The 15,746-nt window shown below is 65.5% G+C and carries 18 protein-coding genes; 6 read left to right on the plus strand and 12 right to left on the minus strand.

Annotation, left to right across the window (positions count from 1 at the left end):
* Positions 1-58: 58 nt before the first annotated feature.
* The 6 genes from Q1M07_RS16185 to Q1M07_RS16215 form a co-directional block, all read right to left on the minus strand.
* Positions 59-427 carry a YciI family protein gene (locus Q1M07_RS16185; RefSeq protein ID WP_300455327.1) on the minus strand — a complete coding sequence of 123 codons (369 nt, stop codon included), beginning with the start codon at positions 425-427 and terminating at the stop codon, positions 59-61.
* A gap of 142 nt (positions 428-569) precedes the next feature.
* Entirely contained in the window at positions 570-992 is a 423-nt protein-coding gene (locus Q1M07_RS16190; protein WP_300455330.1) for a VOC family protein, read from the minus strand.
* A 267-nt stretch (positions 993-1,259) separates the two neighbouring features.
* Positions 1,260-1,706, minus strand: a complete 447-nt coding sequence (locus Q1M07_RS16200; protein WP_300455333.1) for an SRPBCC family protein — start codon at positions 1,704-1,706, stop codon at positions 1,260-1,262.
* A gap of 95 nt (positions 1,707-1,801) precedes the next feature.
* Positions 1,802-2,164 (minus strand): YciI family protein, encoded by a 363-nt coding sequence (locus Q1M07_RS16205; RefSeq protein WP_300455335.1) that lies wholly within the window; start codon positions 2,162-2,164, stop codon positions 1,802-1,804.
* 217 nt (positions 2,165-2,381) lie between these two features.
* Positions 2,382-3,674 (minus strand): RNA polymerase sigma factor, encoded by a 1,293-nt coding sequence (locus Q1M07_RS16210; RefSeq protein ID WP_300455338.1) that lies wholly within the window; start codon positions 3,672-3,674, stop codon positions 2,382-2,384.
* A gap of 49 nt (positions 3,675-3,723) precedes the next feature.
* Positions 3,724-5,211 carry a cobyric acid synthase gene (locus tag Q1M07_RS16215; RefSeq protein ID WP_300455341.1) on the minus strand — a complete coding sequence of 496 codons (1,488 nt, stop codon included), beginning with the start codon at positions 5,209-5,211 and terminating at the stop codon, positions 3,724-3,726.
* Between the two features lie 34 nt (positions 5,212-5,245).
* Here Q1M07_RS16215 and cbiB point away from each other — a divergent pair, with 34 nt between their 5' ends.
* Positions 5,246-6,202 (plus strand): adenosylcobinamide-phosphate synthase CbiB, encoded by a 957-nt coding sequence (cbiB, locus tag Q1M07_RS16220; protein WP_300455344.1) that lies wholly within the window; start codon positions 5,246-5,248, stop codon positions 6,200-6,202.
* Positions 6,195-7,199 carry a threonine-phosphate decarboxylase CobD gene (gene cobD / locus Q1M07_RS16225; protein ID WP_300455347.1) on the plus strand — a complete coding sequence of 335 codons (1,005 nt, stop codon included), beginning with the start codon at positions 6,195-6,197 and terminating at the stop codon, positions 7,197-7,199. Before cbiB ends, cobD begins: the two co-directional genes overlap by 8 nt.
* Positions 7,200-7,233: 34 nt before the next feature.
* On the opposite strand, the gene Q1M07_RS16230 is transcribed toward cobD, so the two are convergent.
* The 4 genes from Q1M07_RS16230 to Q1M07_RS16245 form a co-directional block, all read right to left on the minus strand.
* Complete coding sequence (locus Q1M07_RS16230) at positions 7,234-8,031, minus strand: alpha/beta hydrolase (protein ID WP_300455350.1); 798 nt, start codon at positions 8,029-8,031, stop codon at positions 7,234-7,236.
* 122 nt (positions 8,032-8,153) lie between these two features.
* Positions 8,154-9,476 (minus strand): ferric reductase-like transmembrane domain-containing protein, encoded by a 1,323-nt coding sequence (locus Q1M07_RS16235; RefSeq protein WP_300455353.1) that lies wholly within the window; start codon positions 9,474-9,476, stop codon positions 8,154-8,156.
* A gap of 60 nt (positions 9,477-9,536) precedes the next feature.
* Positions 9,537-10,022, minus strand: a complete 486-nt coding sequence (locus tag Q1M07_RS16240) for a diheme cytochrome c (protein ID WP_300455356.1) — start codon at positions 10,020-10,022, stop codon at positions 9,537-9,539.
* A gap of 33 nt (positions 10,023-10,055) precedes the next feature.
* Positions 10,056-10,478 (minus strand): DUF1924 domain-containing protein, encoded by a 423-nt coding sequence (locus Q1M07_RS16245; RefSeq protein ID WP_300455359.1) that lies wholly within the window; start codon positions 10,476-10,478, stop codon positions 10,056-10,058.
* Positions 10,479-10,650: 172 nt separating this feature from the next.
* Between Q1M07_RS16245 and Q1M07_RS16250 the strand changes: the two genes are divergently transcribed.
* From Q1M07_RS16250 to Q1M07_RS16265, 4 genes are read left to right on the plus strand one after another with little or no spacing between them, the layout of a single operon-like run.
* Positions 10,651-11,058: an EF-hand domain-containing protein gene (locus Q1M07_RS16250; RefSeq protein WP_300455362.1), complete on the plus strand. Its 408-nt coding sequence runs from the start codon at positions 10,651-10,653 to the stop codon at positions 11,056-11,058.
* A 14-nt stretch (positions 11,059-11,072) separates the two neighbouring features.
* Positions 11,073-11,435 (plus strand): PepSY domain-containing protein, encoded by a 363-nt coding sequence (locus tag Q1M07_RS16255; protein WP_300455365.1) that lies wholly within the window; start codon positions 11,073-11,075, stop codon positions 11,433-11,435.
* Complete coding sequence (locus tag Q1M07_RS16260; RefSeq protein ID WP_300455368.1) at positions 11,435-12,097, plus strand: response regulator transcription factor; 663 nt, start codon at positions 11,435-11,437, stop codon at positions 12,095-12,097. Before Q1M07_RS16255 ends, Q1M07_RS16260 begins: the two co-directional genes overlap by 1 nt.
* Positions 12,094-13,515, plus strand: a complete 1,422-nt coding sequence (locus Q1M07_RS16265) for a sensor histidine kinase (protein WP_300455371.1) — start codon at positions 12,094-12,096, stop codon at positions 13,513-13,515. Before Q1M07_RS16260 ends, Q1M07_RS16265 begins: the two co-directional genes overlap by 4 nt.
* Positions 13,516-13,686: 171 nt before the next feature.
* Here Q1M07_RS16265 and Q1M07_RS16270 read toward each other — a convergent pair whose 3' ends face one another.
* Together Q1M07_RS16270 and Q1M07_RS16275 are read right to left on the minus strand one after the other, a co-directional pair.
* Positions 13,687-14,790 carry a Wadjet anti-phage system protein JetD domain-containing protein gene (locus Q1M07_RS16270; protein ID WP_300455373.1) on the minus strand — a complete coding sequence of 368 codons (1,104 nt, stop codon included), beginning with the start codon at positions 14,788-14,790 and terminating at the stop codon, positions 13,687-13,689.
* Positions 14,787-15,635, minus strand: coding sequence for a hypothetical protein (locus Q1M07_RS16275; RefSeq protein ID WP_300455375.1), 849 nt, complete (start codon positions 15,633-15,635; stop codon positions 14,787-14,789). Before Q1M07_RS16275 ends, Q1M07_RS16270 begins: the two co-directional genes overlap by 4 nt.
* Positions 15,636-15,746 lie beyond the last annotated feature (111 nt).

A 15,746-nucleotide genomic window follows, 5' to 3' on the forward strand; every position in this document is an offset into this window, starting at 1 on the left:
GAATTTCCTCTATCCGTCACCGCGTTGATCTTCAGGCCAGATTTAACGATCCTCCAGTTCAGTACCTGGCGTCTTCGGGCAGTCCTTCTTCCACCGGCCGCAGCTCGATTTCGCCATAGCGCGCACCCGGCCACCGGGCCGCGATCTGGATCGCCTCGTCGAAGTCGCGCGCCTCGACCAGGAAAAAGCCGCCGAGCTGTTCCTTGGTTTCGATGAAGGGCCCGTCGGTCACCAAGAGGCGGCCGTCGCGCACCTTCAAGGTCACGGCCGACGACGCACTGCGCAGCGCCCGTGCGTCGACCAGGTGCCCGCTTTGGCGCAATGCCTGAACATAGGTCAGAGTCTCCTCGCGCACCGCGTCCCACTCGGCGCGCGGCATCCGTTTGAAGGTGGCTTCGGCCTCGTAGGCCAGGCAAAGGTATTTCATCGCCCCACCCCGTCGCCTGCAGGCTGGCGCGTGCCGCGGCGATACGCGGCGCCGCCCCCGCTCACTGGGAGATAGCTTCCACATAGGCGCGCCGTTGCGGCAAGCTTTTCAACAGCCTCACTTGGCTGTGCGTAGACTTCCTTCATGTCGAGCTGGCCTCGGGCTGGGGAACGATGACCATCCACGACACACCGAAGCGATCCGCCACCATGCCGAAGCAGGGCGAGAAAAAAGTTTCACCGAGCGGCATGACGACCTTGCCGCCCGCCGCCAGCGCATCAAAGCGCCGCCGCGCCTCGGCTTCATTCGCCGCCTGCAGCGAGAGCGAGAAGCCCTGGAAATTCGGATGACCCATACAGTCGTCGGCCATCATCAGTGTCGCCTCGCCGACGCGCAGGCAGCAATGCATCACCTTGTCGTCGTAGTCCTCCAGCATGCCCGGGCCTTTCTCCGGCGCCTCGCGGTAGTGCAGCAGCACTTCGAGCTCGGCGCCGAGCGCCTGCCGGTAAAAGCCGATGGCCTCTTCGCAACGGCCGTCGAAAAACAGATAGGGTTGGATTGACATTGCGGTCTCCTCAAGAAATCTGGCATTACGACATCGAATGCTGGCCGATCATGTTGCCTTCGGCATCGACCACGAGCGCGATGTGGCGGTACTGTCCGATCGATGTCTTCTGCCGGTAAATGCGGCGGCTGGCCGGCGCCTTCGAGCGGGATAAGCTGGGCGCCGAACACCGTCGGGTAGAACGCCTTGGCACGTGGCGTGTCGTCAACGACGATTTCGAACCAGCCAACCGCTTTCCTCGGGCAATCGTCGCTCATCCCGTTCTCCTCAATCCGGAATTTCGGGCTCGACCAGCCGTGCCAGCGCATCGAGCGATTCCTGCCAGCCGAGGTAGCAAAGCTCGGTGGGGATTATTTCAGGAATGCCCTCCTGCACCGCGACCAACTCGGTGCCACAGGACACGGCGCGCAGGGACACGGTGGTGACCATCTCGCCCGGCAAGTTGGGAGCGTCGAATTTGTCCGAATAGCGGAGGCGCTCGTTGGACACCAGCTCCAGATAGGAGCCGCCGAAGGCGTGGCCGTTGCCGGTGCTGAAATTGGTGAAGGTCATGCGGAATGTGCCGCCTACCCGGGCATCGAGATGGTCTACCTGGCAGGTATAGCCGTTGGGCGGCAGCCAGCGCGCCACGGCATCGGGATTGGTGAAAGCGCGAAACACCTTCTCCGGCTTCGCGCGCATGACGCGATGCAGCTTGACGGTTCCGGTGGCCATGAGACTCTCCTTCAAAGGGGGTTTGAGGTATTGTTTGTCTTTGCCTTTAGTCGAACGGCCAGCGCCGTTTTCGACCGGAATAGCGAATGATTTTTCTACTGTGGCTCCGGCTTGCCACCGCGCTTGCCCGGCACCAATTGGCGCACTGGCCGCACCTCGATGCTGCCGACACGGGCGGGCGGGATGGTCGCCGCCAGCTTAAGTGCCTCGTCGAGATCGGCCGCCTCCAGCATGTAGAAGCCAGTGAGCTGCTCCTTGGTTTCGGCGAATGGACCGTCGGTAATGGCGACCTTGCCGTCGCGCACGCGCAAGGTGGTCGCCATGCTCACCGGGTACAGCGGCGCACCGCCAAGATAATGGCCGCTGGCGCGCATCGTGTCGCCGCAGGCAAGACATTCGCGGTCATCAATCTCTTCGAGACGCTTTTCATCAGCGTAGACCAGGCAGAGATAGTTCATGGCTTCTCCTTGGAGTGCTGTTTGCTTGATTCATTCCTGGTCGTTCGTCAAACGGCCAAATCGACAGGGTCTAAAATCGGTCGATAAGGCGTTGCCGATCGCGCTCGAGTCCAGGCGGGTCGGCGAACATCGCGGCGCCGATGGCGGGCGCTTCCAGGCAAGTGGATGTCGTTGCCTATCCTTGTCGTTTGCCGCGGCTTCGGCCAAAAGTTAGTTGTCAATGCCGCTCGGCCTCCCCCTTTACATCCAATTCCGCCAACCTTCCCTCAATGAACCGCCGCTCCGGTTCCGACTGCGTCAGTTCCAGCGCGCGCCGATACGCCGCCCTTGACTCCTCCACCCGCCCCAGCCGGCGGCAGAGGTCGGCGCGAGCAGCGTGAGCAAGGCGGTAAGCGTCGAGTTCGCCTTCATCTAGCAGTGCATCGATCAGCGCCAGCCCGGCGGCCGGGCCGTCGCGCATGGCGATCGCGACAGCGCGGTTGAGCGCGACGACGGGCGAGGCCTCGACATGCAGCAGCACATCGTAGAGGCCGACGATCTGTTCCCAGTCGGTATCCGCGGCGCTCGCGGCCTCGACATGCACGGCGGAAATGGCGGCTTGCAGCGTGTAGGAGCTCAGAGCCCGGGGCGGATTGGCGGCGTGACGCTCGCGCAGCGCCTCTTCGACGAGCGACTGGCCTTCGCCGATCAGCGCCCTGTCCCAACTGCCACGATGCTGCGCGTCGAGCAGCACCGGGGCGCCCTCCGCCGAGACGCGCGTGCCGCGCCGCGATTCGTGCAGCAGCATGAGTGCGAGCAGGCCCTTCACCTCGGGCACGGGCAACAGCGCCAGCAGCAGGCGGCCGAGGCGAATGGCTTCGCTACTGAGGTCGTGGCGCGTGAGGGCGCTGCCGGTGCTGGCGTTGTAACCTTCGTTGAACACGAGATAGACCACGCGCAACACGCTGTCCAGCCGCGCCGGCAGTTCGTTCGGCTCGGGCACCTGATAAGGGATGCGCGCCGTACGGATCTTGGCCTTGGCGCGCACGATGCGCTGCGCCAGCGTCGTCGGCGAAACGAGGAAGGCACTGGCGATTTCCTCCGTGGTCAGGCCGCAGACTTCGCGCAGGGTGAGCGCCACCTGGGCATCGGGCGCCAAAGCGGGGTGGCAGCAGGTAAAGACGAGACGCAGGCGGTCATCCTCGATCGCTTCGCTTTCGTCCCAGGCCGGCGCCGGGTCGGCAATCGACGCCGCCTGTTCCTCGTCTAGCGCGGTGAAACGGGCGTCGCGGCGGATCGCGTCGATGGCCTTGAAGCGGCCCGCCGACACCAGCCAGGCGCGCGGATTGTCCGGCACGCCTTGCGCCGGCCACTGCTCGACGGCGGCGCGGAAGGCCTCGTGCAGAGCTTCCTCGGCGAGGTCGAAATCGCCCAGCAGGCGGATCAGGGTCGCCAGCACGCGCCGCGATTCGCGGCGGTAGATCTCGTCTACCCTGTCCGACAACTTCGCTGCCTCGCCGCCCACAGTCATGCGCTCCGCATGACTGGACAGCCGTCTCTATGCCGCGGCACCGTTGTCTTCAGGGTGTGCGATGCCGGGGTCCGATGGGCAGCCACTCGGCCAGCCGCTGCCAGTCCAGATGCCGCTCGACGGCATCGGCCAGGCGGTCGATGTCGTTTTCCCGCCGCTGTCCTGGATCGAACTCCTGCGTCGGGCGGTGGCCGGCCCAGGCGAGCAGCGCGGCCAGTGCGGGAGGCGCGTCGAAGAGGCCGTGACAATAGGTGGCGAGAATCTGCCCATCGTCCGACAGCGCGCCATCGGGCCGGCCGGCGAGAAGCGCCGCCGGCCTCGCCAAGGCGGCACCGCGCGTCACTCCCATGTGAATGCGGTAACCGCCCAGTGCCGGGGAAGTCGGCAGCAACAGGTGGCCGGAGACGTTTTCCAGCGTCTTTTCGGCTGCCAGTCGCGTTTCGTAGTCCAGCCAGCCGAGGCCGGGCAGGCTTCCCGGAGCCCCTTCGAGCCCCTGCGGGTCGTGTAGTTGGCGGCCGAGCATCTGCAGGCCGCCGCAGATGCCGATCAGCTTGCCGCCGTAACGCAGGTGACGGCGAATCGCTTCCTCCCAGCCCTGGTTGCGCAACCAGGCGAGGTCGGCCTGTACGGCCTTCGAACCCGGCAGGACGATGAGATCACAGGCCGGCGGCAGCTCGTGCGGGCCGACGAAGCGGAAGTCGACTTCCGGGTGGAAACGCAAGGGGTCGAGGTCGTTGTGATTCGAGATGCGCGGGTAGGCCGGGACGGCGACGCGCAACGCTGCCCCTTCCTTGCGCATTGCGGCGCGCGGTACGGCATCCTCGGCGTCGAGATAGAGGCCGTGCAGATACGGCAGAACGCCCAGGACGGGCTTGCCGGTGCGTCGTTCGAGCCAGCTCAGGCCGCTTTCGAGCAGGCCGATGTCGCCGCGGAATCGATTGATCACGAAGCCCTTGACGCGCTCCTGCTCGGTCGGCGACAACAGGTCCAGCGTACCGCAGAGATGCGCGAAAACCCCGCCGCGGTCGATGTCGGCGATCAGGATCACCGGGCAATCGACCGCCTCGGCAAAACCCATGTTCGCGATGTCGCGCTCGCGCAGGTTGATCTCGGCCGGGCTGCCGGCACCTTCGACGAGCAGGCACTCGTACTGTGCCGTCAGACGCCGCCACGATTCCAGCACGGCCTGCATGGCGCGCGGCTTGTAGGCCTGGTAATCGCGTGCGTCGAGGTCGGTCAGCACCTTGCCGTGGACGATCACCTGGGCGCGTCGGTCGGTGGCCGGTTTGAGCAGCACCGGATTGAAATCGGAATGCGCCGGCAAGCCGGCGGCCAGTGCCTGCAGAGCCTGAGCGCGGCCGATCTCGCCGCCGTCGCTGGTGACCGCCGAATTGAGCGCCATGTTCTGCGGTTTGAAGGGCGCGACGCGCACGCCGCGGCGGCGCAGGATACGGCACAGCGCGGTGACCAGAACGCTTTTGCCGGCATCGGAAGTACAGCCCTGAATCATCAGGCTGGGGGTGCGGTGCTCGTTCATCGTAGAATCCGGGTTTCGACGCCCCGATTCTCGCATGCTCACCCCCGACGTTTCACCATTCCTCGCCGTCGGCGTGCCCGAGGCGCTCTTTTTGCCGCTGGCGGCGATAGCCGGCGCCGGGCTCGATTGGTTACTGGGCGAGCCGCGGCGCTGGCATCCACTGGTCGGTTTCGGTGCCCTGGCCGGCCGTTGCGAGGCCGCCTGCAACGCCGGCTCCGGACGCCGCCTGCGTGGCCTGCTGGCGTGGTCGCTACTTGTCCTGCCGCCGGTGGCCTTAGTCGCCTGGGTAGTCCCGGCGGGCCTGGCCGGCTGGCTGATCGACGCCGGCCTGCTCTACCTGGCACTCGGCGGACGCAGCCTCGGCGAACACGCCCGCCGCGTCGCTGCCGATCTGGCCAGCGACGACCTGGCCGCGGCGCGCCGGCACGTCGGCTGGATGGTCTCGCGGCAAACGGCGGGGCTCGATGCCTCGGCAGTGGCCGGCGCCTGCATCGAATCGACGCTCGAAAACGGCAACGACGCTGTTTTCGGAGCGCTCTTCTGGTTCGCGCTGCTCGGCGGACCGGGGGCCGTCCTCTTCCGGCTGGCCAACACGCTCGACGCGATGTGGGGCTACCACAACCCACGCTTCGCCGAGTTCGGCTGGGCCGCGGCGCGGGCCGACGATGTCCTGAACTATCTTCCGGCCCGGCTGACCGCCTTGACCTACGCCCTGTGCGGCCGCACGCGCACCGCGCTGCGTTGCTGGCGCGCGCAGGCGCCGCGTTGGAAAAGCCCCAATGCCGGTCCGGTGATGGCCGCCGGCGCCGGCAGCCTAGGTCTCTCGCTCGGCGGCCCGGCGGTCTATCACGGTCGGCTTGAGGACCGGCCGAGGCTTGGCGAGGGGCGGCCGGCAGGTGGCGAGGACATCGTGCGCGCGCTGCGCCTGTTGCGCGGCGGCCTGCTGCTGTGGCTCGCGGTGCTGTTCTGCGGGGGCTTGGTGCGTGCTTGAACACGGTGGCCGTCTGCGTGCGGCGGCACGGCAGTACGCGCCCTACGGCGGCGCGGCGCTGAGTGACTGGCTGGACCTGTCGACCGGCATCAATCCGCGCACCTATCCGATACCGGCGATCGAGCCCGACTGCTGGCGCCGCTTGCCGGAGGACGACGATGGCCTCGACGCGGCGGCGGCGGCCTACTACGGCAGCGACCGCGGAATCGCCTTGCCCGGCTCGCAGGCGGCGATCCAGTCGCTGCCGGCACTGTTCCGGCCGGTCGTCGTCGCCTGCCTGACGCCGATCTACGAGGAGCATCCGCTGGCCTGGCAGCGCGCCGGCCACCAGCTGCGTCGCCTGCCAGTGGCACGCGGACTGGCCGGCGCTCTGGCGGCAGCGACGCCGATCGTCGTGCTCTGCAACCCCAACAACCCGACGGCCGGCACCTTGCCGGCGGCCGCCCTGCTCGAAGCGGCAGCGCAACTGCGACGCCGCGGCGGCTGGCTGATCGTCGACGAAGCCTTTGGCGACGCTACGCCCGGCCAGTGCGTGACGGCGCTGGCAGGTGGCCCGGAGGCGCCGAACCTGATCGCCCTGCGCTCGCTCGGCAAGTTTTTCGGACTGGCCGGAGCGCGCGTCGGCTTCGCCTTCGGAGTGCGCGACAAGATCGAGGAGTTGCGCGAAGCGATCGGTCCATGGCCGCTCTCCGGCCCGGCGCGCCGGGTTGCCCGGCAGGCGCTGGCCGATACCGCCTGGCAAACGCAGACGCGCAGCGAACTGAGTGCCGCCGGGACGCGCTTGGCAGCGCTCCTGGCGCCGCTCGGCGAAGTGAGCGGCTGCGCTCTGTTCGCCACCCTGACGACAACGCACAGTGGCACGCTCTACGAACACCTCGCGCGACAGGCGATCCTGACCCGGCATTTTCCGGCGCACGACCTGCTGCGCTTTGGCCTGCCTGGCGCCGAGCCCGAATGGCAACGCCTGGCCAGGGCGCTGGCCGGCTGGCGACCCTGAAGGCGCCGCGGCACCTGCCAACCGGCGAGTCAAGTCATGCCAGCCGGTCGAGCCACTCGGCCAAACGCCCGGCGGCCGCCTGCCAGTGAGCGTCGAGCATCAAGGTGTGGCCGGCACGTGGAATGACTGCCACCTCGGCCTGCCAGCGAGCGGCGGTGTACGCCAGCAGCTCGGGAGGAAAGACGGCGTCCGCCTGGCCGCCGACGACGAGAACCGGCAGTTTCGGCCGCGGTCGCGGAAAGCGCATCGCCAACAGCGTCAGGTCCATCAACGCGCGACGCGATTCGCCCTGGAACAGCGCGCCGAAGCGCAGCAGGTCCTCGCTGCGGGTTTCCGGCGAGTAGTACACCTCGCGCATCGTCTCCAGCGTCTGCTCGTTGTACTCGCCGCGCGTGGCTCGCGCCTGCCGGCTGAAAAAGGACGGTTCGCTGAAGGCGATCTTGAGCGTCGCGCCGAGGATGCCGGTAGCCGGCACCGGCGCCATGAGAATCGCCGCGCGTGCCGGATGGCGCTCAAGAAAGCGTTCGACGACGACGCTGCCCATCGAGTGACCGATCAGGATCGGCGCTTCGTCGAGGTCTTCGGCCACCTGTGCCAGGTCCTGCACATAGTCGTCGATGCCGAAGGCGTCGAGCCTTTCGCGGCCCTCGCTGCGGCCGTGGCCCGACAGGTCGAGCGCATGACAGTCGAAGCCGCGGCGGCTGAACCAGGGCAGAAAGTACTCGTTCCAGCACGCGGCCGTGGCATAGCCGCCATGGACGAAAAGCAGCGGAGCCGCGGAGGCGGTGCCAGCCGCAAGCCGGTGCAGGGTGTGGAGGCGTCGAGGTTTCATGGCGAGAGAGAATAAGAAGTGCGGTGGCGAACGGAAGGTTGTTGGCGAGAGTATCTCCGGCGGCGGTGGCGGTCAATCGAGCAGGCGGTGCCGGCGCTCGACGATCGCTGACAGAGCCGCCGCTAGCGTAGAACGAAGGCTTCCTGATGGAAAGACAGCCGGCCGCGCCAAAGGGCGCGCAGGTCATCGTGCAGCGCGTCGGCGAGTCCCTGCGGGCCGCAGAACCAGACTTCGGCCGGCCGCCGGACGTCCTTGCCGGCGACCAGCTGGCTCGCACCGAGTCGTTGGCCTTGCCGAGCGCCGTGCAATTGCAGACGGATGGTCGGCAGCGACGAGCAGAGCGATTTGAGGCGGGTGACGAAGGGGTCGCTCTCGAGGTCGCGGCTGCAGTAGTGCAACTCGGCGGCGGGAACGTCGTCGGGCCGCGCCTGCAGTGCTTCGAGCCAAGCTAGGAAGGGTGTCACACCGATGCCGGCGGCGATCCAGATCTGCTCGGCGTCGACGTGGCGGCGAGCGAAGTCGAAGCGCCCATAGGGGCCTTCGACTGTCACTGGCTGTCCGGCGGCAAGGCGTCCACGCAGGCGGCTTGTGTAATCGCCTAACGCCTTGATGGCGAACGAGACTTCGCAGTCGCCCCGATCGGCGCCCGCGATCGTGAAGGGATGCTGGCCCTCGCGGTCGGCGAAGCTGACGAAGGCGAACTGGCCGGGTCGATGCCCGGGCCAGCGTCGATCGAGACGGCAGCGAACGTCGAGAACGTCTGGCGCCGGCGGGGTGACGGCCAGAATCTCGCCGGCGAACTGGCGAGCCCGACCGATGCGTCCGCGCAGCGAGCACACGCTGCCGTAAATGCCGCCGCCGATGAGCAGGGCGAGCAAGAGGCCGACCGGCTGCCGCCAATAGCCGGCAGGCGCCAGCAACACGGCGTGGAAGGCCAGCGTCAGGTAGAGGAGCGGCATCAGACGGTGCAGGATTCGCCACTGGCGATAGGGAAAGCGCTGCCACAGGGTAAGCAGCAGCATGGCCAGGACAGCGTAGATGGCCCATTCGCCGAGGTCTTTGGCGAGGTCGCGCAGTCCTTCGTGCCAGCCGCCGTAGTTCTCTTTCGGCCAGCGCCCGGCGCGCCCGATGAACGCTTTCAGGAGGTCGCTCGACAGTTCCACGGACCAATGCAGCGCGGCGCTGGCGCAAGCCAGGATGGCCGCCCACTTGTGCGTGCGATAGACCCGGTCCAGGCCGCCGAGCGGCCCCTCGAGCCACACGGGCCGGGTCGCCAGGAGCATAACCAGCGACATCAGGGCGATCGACAACAGCCCGCTGAGGTAGAGGCCCTGCTGGCGCAGGATCCACGGGCCGGTGGCGCCCGCCGGCGCGGCGACGGACACCACGTCCCAGCCCCAGGCCAGCGCGACCAGGCAGACGAGCAGGGCAAGTCCCGTTTTCATCGTACGTCGGCCGGGCACTTGTTTAGGGCCGGACGGCTGGCCAGCCGGCGGACGGGGCGGTCAATCATCGTAGTAACCCCGTTCGGCGCCGCGGTGACAGGCCGGGCAGTTGGCCTTGCTGCGCGCTTCCTTCCAGTCGCGTGCCGAAACCTGGCGGTGTTCCTTCACCCAGCGTGGCAATTCGGTGATCCTGAGCGGCGTGTCAGCGGCCGGGACGGCGCGCAGCAGCTTCCCGCCGTGGCGCCAGCCGCCCGTATCGGCGGCGTTGGCGACAAGATAATCGGCGATCCGGGCGGTGCTCGCGGTATCGACGCTGGCGTCGTCGCCGAAATGGTTCTTCAGGTCGCCGGCCATGCGCTGCCAGGATCTGGCTGGCAACATCGACGGCGCGAAAGCGAGGTGGCAACTGCCGCATTCTTCCCTGACGACGGGATCCGATACCGGTGGAAAGAAATGGCTGCCGCCCGCCTGCGCCCGCTCCAAGAGCAGCGCCGCAAAAGCCAGAGCGAAAAGGCCGAAGGCGATCGGTCGATAGGGGATGGTCATCGGTTTCTCCTGGAGCAGGCGGTGCTCGTTTATTTAGCGACTGAGCATGTAGCTCAACCAGTCGCCCTTCTCCTGCGCGCGGCATTCACGGCCGAGTACGTCCTGGCAGTTGCGCCTGAACCATTTCTCGACCTTTGCCGGATCGAGGTAGCGCGTCGAACTGACCGATACGGCGACGGCGTCGATCGTCTTGCCGGCCGGCGTTCGGCCAGCCGCGCGCGGATCGTCGGCATGGCAGCTCGTGCACGCCGGGCTGTCCGGTTTGCCTCCGGCAAAACGCTTGCGGTGAAAGGCTTCGCCGCGGGCGGCCGAGAATCCGGCAAACGCCGGGTCGTCCTTCTTCGCCGTCACGGCATAATCGGCCAGCAGTACGTCACGTGCGGCGGCACCAGGTGGTAGCGCGGCGAGCGACAGCGCGATCGCCAGGGTCAGAAGGCTGGCCTGCGGAGAGTTCATGAGGGTTTCCTTATTGCTTCGATTTGGCGCTACTTTGCCAAACCGTCGCTGAACCGTTGCTGAACCGCCTGTTCATCTTGCGTTCAGCCCTTGAAGCGTATAAAGAAGAGCGGTGGTCCTGCGGCGCTCACCAGTTCTGCGCAGCGACCAATTTGCTAGAGGAGATGGAGTGATGCTGAAGAATTCTTTCTGGCTATGGGCTGCAACCCTGTGCCTGGCCGGCAGCCTGGCGGCCGCCGCCGATACTCCGCCCGACAGTCGGGCGACCACCTCGCCAGCCACGGCGAGCCCGGGAAATCGCCCGCCCGGCGGGCCGGGAATGGCCAGGCCGACGTTTGCCGATTTCGATCGCGATGGTGACGGCAAGATCACCCAGCAGGAGTTCGAGGCGACGCGCAGCGAAAGACAGGCGCAGCGTGCCGGCCGGCCGATGCGCGGGATGGCTGGCGCCCCGTCGTTTGCCGAGATCGACAAGGACGGCGATGGCTCGATCAGCCCCACCGAGTTTGCCGCCCACCAGCAAGCGGCAGGCAGAGGCCCGGGGCCGGGCATGGGTATGGGAGGCGCCAGGGCACAGTGAGCCGGAAGTCCTGAATGACTAGCGACATTCGGTTTTGGCTGATTCACCTCGCCGCCGCCTCAGCGCTCGCCTGGCCTGCCGGCGGTCGGACCGACGGCGGGCGCGACCACGACCACGATCGCGCTCGCCGGGCGCTCGAAGCGGGCGAGGTTCTCCCGCTGCGGGTGATCATCGAGCGTGTCGAACGCCGCTATCCCGGGCAAGTTCTGGAGGTCGAACTCGAGCGCGACGGAGGTCGCTGGATATATGAGATCAAGACCTTGCGCAGCGGCGGCGCGCTCGTGAAGCTGAAAGTCGACGCGCGGGACGGCAGCATTCTCGCCACCCGCGAACGCGCCGCCGGCGACCCGCCCGGCCAGCATGCCGGCGGACACTGATGCGCCTGCTCGTCGTCGAAGACGACGCTATTCTGCGCCGCCAAGTGGTCGCCGGACTGCGGGCCGCAGGCTATGTCGTCGATGCGGCGGCCGACGGCGTGGATGCCCACCATTTGGGAGACAGCAGCCCGTACGACGCGGTCGTCCTCGACCTCGGCCTGCCGCAGATCGACGGTCTGACCGTCCTCAGGAAGTGGCGTGCCGCCGCTCGAGACATGCCGGTCCTGATTCTGACCGCGCGTGACGGCTGGCACGAGAAGGTGGCCGGCATCGACGCCGGGGCCGATGACTATCTGAGCAAGCCCTTTCACATGGAAGAACTGCTCGCCCGCCTGCGCGCGCTGATTCGCCGCGCCGGCGGCCACGCCAGCGCCGAACTGGCTTGCGGTCCGTTGACGCTGGACACTCGCCAAGGCCGCGTGGCGATCGATGGCCGGGTCTTGACACTGACCAGCCATGAATACCGCGTATTGGCCTACCTGATGCATCATCGCGACGAAGTGGTGTCGCGCAGCGACCTGGTCGAACACATCTACGCACAAGACTTCGATCGCGACTCGAACACGGTCGAGGTCTTCATTGCCCGTTTGCGCAAGAAACTTCCTCCGGGTTTGATCGAAACCGTGCGCGGCCTCGGCTACCGGTTGAGCGCGCCGCGATGAGGCGTGGCGCGTGGCGCGGATCGCTGCGCATTCGCCTGCTCGCCGGCACTATGTTCTGGATCGTCGCCTCGGTCGTCGTGGCCGGCTGGGGCCTCGGCGGTCTGTTCCGCCAGCATTTGGCGGAGCAGTTTCAAGCCGAACTGAAAACCCATCTCGACCAACTGACCGCGCATCTGACGATCGATGAGCAAGGGTGGCCGGCGCTGTCGGTACCCTTGAGCGACCCGCGCCTGGAGCGTCCGTATTCCGGCCTCTACTGGCAGATCGACGATCTGGCGAGCGGCGGCGCTGCCGGGACGCCCGGGCCGCGGCGGTCGCGGTCGCGGTCGCTCTGGGATCATGTTCTGGCGGCACCAGTCGATGCTCCAGCCGACGGCGAAGTGCACCGCCATCGGCTCGACGGTCCGGCGGGAACACGGCTGGAAGTGATAGAACGCCGCGTCAAAGTCGACGAACGCCCCGAAACCGCGGCGCGCGAGTTCCGCCTCATCGTGGCGGCCGACGAGCGTTTGATGATCGATCCGGCCACGCGTTTCGACAGCGCCCTGTGGCTTGCCCTTGGTTTGCTGGCCGGAGGTCTGGTGATTGCCGCACTGGTTCAGGTACGTGTCGGACTGGCACCGCTGCGCGAGTTGCGCGCCGCCCTCGGCCATCTGCGTAGTGGCAGGACGCCGCGCCTGGAAGGCGATTTTCCGGCCGAAATCGCGCCGCTGGTCGACGACTTCAACAGCGTCCTGGCGCACAACGCCGAGGTCGTCGAGCGCGCTCGCACGCAGGCGGGCAATCTCGCGCACGCCCTGAAGACGCCGCTCGCCATCCTGGGCAATGCCGCCGCCGGTCGCGACGATGAACTCGCGCGCTTGGTCGCGACGCAGGTCGACGCGGCCCGCCGACAGGTGCACTACCATCTGGCGCGAGCCCAGGCCGCCGCGGCCGGGCGCCTGGCCGGTGCGCGAACGGCACTGGGGCCGGTTCTCGAGGGGCTGTTGCGCGCCATGCGACGGATTCACGCCGGGCGCGATCTGGAACTGGTGTTGCATCCGATTTCTCCGGATCTGGTTTTTCGCGGCGAAGAGCAGGACTTGCAGGAAATGCTCGGCAATTTGCTGGACAACGCCTGCAAATGGACGGCTGGCCGGGTCGAGATCGAGGCCCGGCTCGAGTCGGGCGGGCTGACGATCGCGATCGACGACGATGGCCAGGGGATTGCCGCTGGCCAGCGCGATGCGGTTCTGCGCCGGGGCGTGCGGGCCGATCAACAGGTGCCGGGCAGTGGGCTGGGCCTGTCGATCGTCGGCGATCTGGCTCAAGTCTACGGCGGTGGGCTGCGGCTCGCCGATTCCCCGCTCGGTGGTCTGCGGGCGCTGCTCAGTCTGCCAGCTGCCGATGGAACGACGAGAGACTTGCCAGGAACATGAACAACGCGCTACCCTCGGTGTCCCCTGTCAGGTACGCGCCGCCGGATTTCTCCACCACCACCCAGAATGGGCCAATGGCAGCATGAGTTCACCCGACAACTAACTTGACATTCACCGGTCTACTGTCATCTCGGCATGGAGTCTTGTTGCCTGCCTCGGTCTTTCGCTTTGCTATCGTTGGCATTTCCCTTGCTCTACCTGTCCGAGCGAGATGGAAGCAAGCTTTGCGATTTCCTCACGGCTAACTGTTTCCTGGTCGACACCTCTATCCAAGCAGATGGAAGCCAAGGGTGTTGCATCCTCGGGGACATGCTCCGTCGTTCCTTGCTTTTCCTTGGCTGTCGCCTTGGCGTAGGGATGCGAGATTCCTCTTTCCATCGCTACGCACATCGGGTGATATAGGGCACTCGCCCGAAGAGCTGGAAGCCCGTTACGAAGGCTGGCGTAAATGCGTAGTCCCTCTCGGTCCAAATCTCCCCAAAACAGGATCTTGGGGTGTCCAAGAAGCGTTTTCGGAGATGGTGGATTGCCCTTTCTAATCAGGGGAACAAGTCTGTCTGCTTGGGCGACTGCTTCCGTAAGGCTGTTGCCGTATGCCTCTCCTGAACGGGAAAGCCCATACCCGTAGGTGACGATGAGGGCGATTCTGTCGGCACAGCCTGCGGCAATGGCTTCTTCAAATGAGTGCGGGTTCTCGATGAGCAAGACCGCCTCGGGATTTTCAGGACCGGCGACAACCACTTGAGGAATGGCATCAGGGAAGGCGTCAATATCGATACCGAAGGCTTTCAAGGAGGGTGCAGGAAGGTTCCCAAGCATCTTGGATGAACCGAGGAGATACTTCGCCGAGACGACGAAGCGAGGCGTATTTACTTCCGTTTCTTGAGCCGATTTTAGACCTTTCAGGCCGCTTGCGAGGTCTCGCATGTCGGCATCCGAAAAACCGTCCAACCTGTCATGGCACGGAGCAAGCGTCTCCGCTTCGCGCTCATCCATTTTTATCGCACGAAGAGCTTCCCGCCATCTGATGAGAGAGCCAGGCTCCTCGCGTTTGGGGGCTTCAATCGTCAGGTATACCCTTCCAAGAACTTCTCCTTTTTCTGAAACGCCGACGATGATTTTCTTGCGCGCCAATTTGCCCAAGGTCATCTTGGCTTCCAACGAATCGATACCAGCCTTTTCCGCGACGCGTCTGACCAAGCCCTTGCCTTGTAGGAAGTCCCGCCCTCTTATCAGCGTCCAAAGGGCTGCGATGACCTTTTCCTCAATGTTCATGCCGCATCCGTCAGTTTATGGAACGAAGAAACTTCCATCGCTCCCAGACGAGAACCGACCTCCTCGGGGACAAGTAGGCGTCTGGTTTCGTTTTCCGCATACATCAGGTTTCCACCGATTTCCCGAGCAACGACATAGGACGGGAAATACGCAAAATCATTCTTGTAGTTGGGTTCATGCCCCGTGATGATAAGTTGGAACTTGCCTCGCTTGCCTTTGACGCTATCCAAGGCATCCGTGATGAGACGCTTGTCAGAGAGGTGCGAGAAGGCTCCGTCAATTATGACGAACTGCGTTCTCATGCTGCGGACTCGTCTGCGAGCGGCATTGCTGACATTCTGCCGTTGAAGTTCCCGTTCCGTCACATAGTCAGCCATCTTCACGATCCAAAGCAGGGACATCGCGACTCCCTGACCAGAAGAAACCATGTTCTTTTCAAGCTTGAGAGATTTGTGGCTGATGGATGGTATACATACGCGAATGGTCGGCTCGAGAATGACATTCTTGTAGAACTCCTCACGGATTTCCTTCCTCATGTATTTCGTATAGCGGGAGCGAAGGGCTTCATCGTTGCCTAGGTTTTCGCTGTTCTTCTCGCTCTTCTCGATCTTGTCGACAATGCCCGTCAGGACCGTTCGGACATCGCCCATATCCGCCACTCTCGCTTCAATATCGAAGCCGGCGGAGATGATTTCGCCAGAGGCGGAATCGCGGACGGGCTTGAAGACAGACCTCATTGCCTCGAAATTGGTTGGCAGGCGGCGAGTGAAGTTTTCCAACCATGAGCCGATGTTTTTCCATTGATCTTCAAGGTAAGTGCTTGCAGTTTCGTTGTAAGCGTCCATCGGGCCCACCTACCAATCCAGTGCCAGTTGCCGCACCCTCTCGAGGTTTTCACGGGAGAGCGCGATGGGCAAGGCTGGCGAAGTGGCAGCGTACTGGCAAGGGCATGTAGC

The sequence above is a fragment of the Accumulibacter sp. genome, assembly GCF_029255285.1.
Taxonomy (GTDB): Bacteria; Pseudomonadota; Gammaproteobacteria; order Burkholderiales; family Rhodocyclaceae; genus Accumulibacter.

Excerpts from the sequence above, each read along its gene's own strand:
- Q1M07_RS16185 (WP_300455327.1), bottom strand. The coding sequence starts at position 427 with ATGAAATACCTTTGCCTGGCCTACGAGGCCGAAGCCACCTTCAAACGG.
- Q1M07_RS16190 (WP_300455330.1), bottom strand. The coding sequence starts at position 992 with ATGTCAATCCAACCCTATCTGTTTTTCGACGGCCGTTGCGAAGAGGCC.
- Q1M07_RS16200 (WP_300455333.1), bottom strand. The coding sequence starts at position 1,706 with ATGGCCACCGGAACCGTCAAGCTGCATCGCGTCATGCGCGCGAAGCCG.
- Q1M07_RS16205 (WP_300455335.1), bottom strand. The coding sequence starts at position 2,164 with ATGAACTATCTCTGCCTGGTCTACGCTGATGAAAAGCGTCTCGAAGAG.
- Q1M07_RS16210 (WP_300455338.1), bottom strand. The coding sequence starts at position 3,674 with ATGACTGTGGGCGGCGAGGCAGCGAAGTTGTCGGACAGGGTAGACGAG.
- Q1M07_RS16215 (WP_300455341.1), bottom strand. The coding sequence starts at position 5,211 with ATGAACGAGCACCGCACCCCCAGCCTGATGATTCAGGGCTGTACTTCC.
- cbiB (WP_300455344.1), top strand. The coding sequence starts at position 5,246 with ATGCTCACCCCCGACGTTTCACCATTCCTCGCCGTCGGCGTGCCCGAG.
- Q1M07_RS16230 (WP_300455350.1), bottom strand. The coding sequence starts at position 8,031 with ATGAAACCTCGACGCCTCCACACCCTGCACCGGCTTGCGGCTGGCACC.
- Q1M07_RS16235 (WP_300455353.1), bottom strand. The coding sequence starts at position 9,476 with ATGAAAACGGGACTTGCCCTGCTCGTCTGCCTGGTCGCGCTGGCCTGG.
- Q1M07_RS16240 (WP_300455356.1), bottom strand. The coding sequence starts at position 10,022 with ATGACCATCCCCTATCGACCGATCGCCTTCGGCCTTTTCGCTCTGGCT.
- Q1M07_RS16245 (WP_300455359.1), bottom strand. The coding sequence starts at position 10,478 with ATGAACTCTCCGCAGGCCAGCCTTCTGACCCTGGCGATCGCGCTGTCG.
- Q1M07_RS16250 (WP_300455362.1), top strand. The coding sequence starts at position 10,651 with ATGCTGAAGAATTCTTTCTGGCTATGGGCTGCAACCCTGTGCCTGGCC.
- Q1M07_RS16255 (WP_300455365.1), top strand. The coding sequence starts at position 11,073 with ATGACTAGCGACATTCGGTTTTGGCTGATTCACCTCGCCGCCGCCTCA.
- Q1M07_RS16260 (WP_300455368.1), top strand. The coding sequence starts at position 11,435 with ATGCGCCTGCTCGTCGTCGAAGACGACGCTATTCTGCGCCGCCAAGTG.
- Q1M07_RS16265 (WP_300455371.1), top strand. The coding sequence starts at position 12,094 with ATGAGGCGTGGCGCGTGGCGCGGATCGCTGCGCATTCGCCTGCTCGCC.
- Q1M07_RS16270 (WP_300455373.1), bottom strand. The coding sequence starts at position 14,790 with ATGAACATTGAGGAAAAGGTCATCGCAGCCCTTTGGACGCTGATAAGA.
- Q1M07_RS16275 (WP_300455375.1), bottom strand. The coding sequence starts at position 15,635 with ATGGACGCTTACAACGAAACTGCAAGCACTTACCTTGAAGATCAATGG.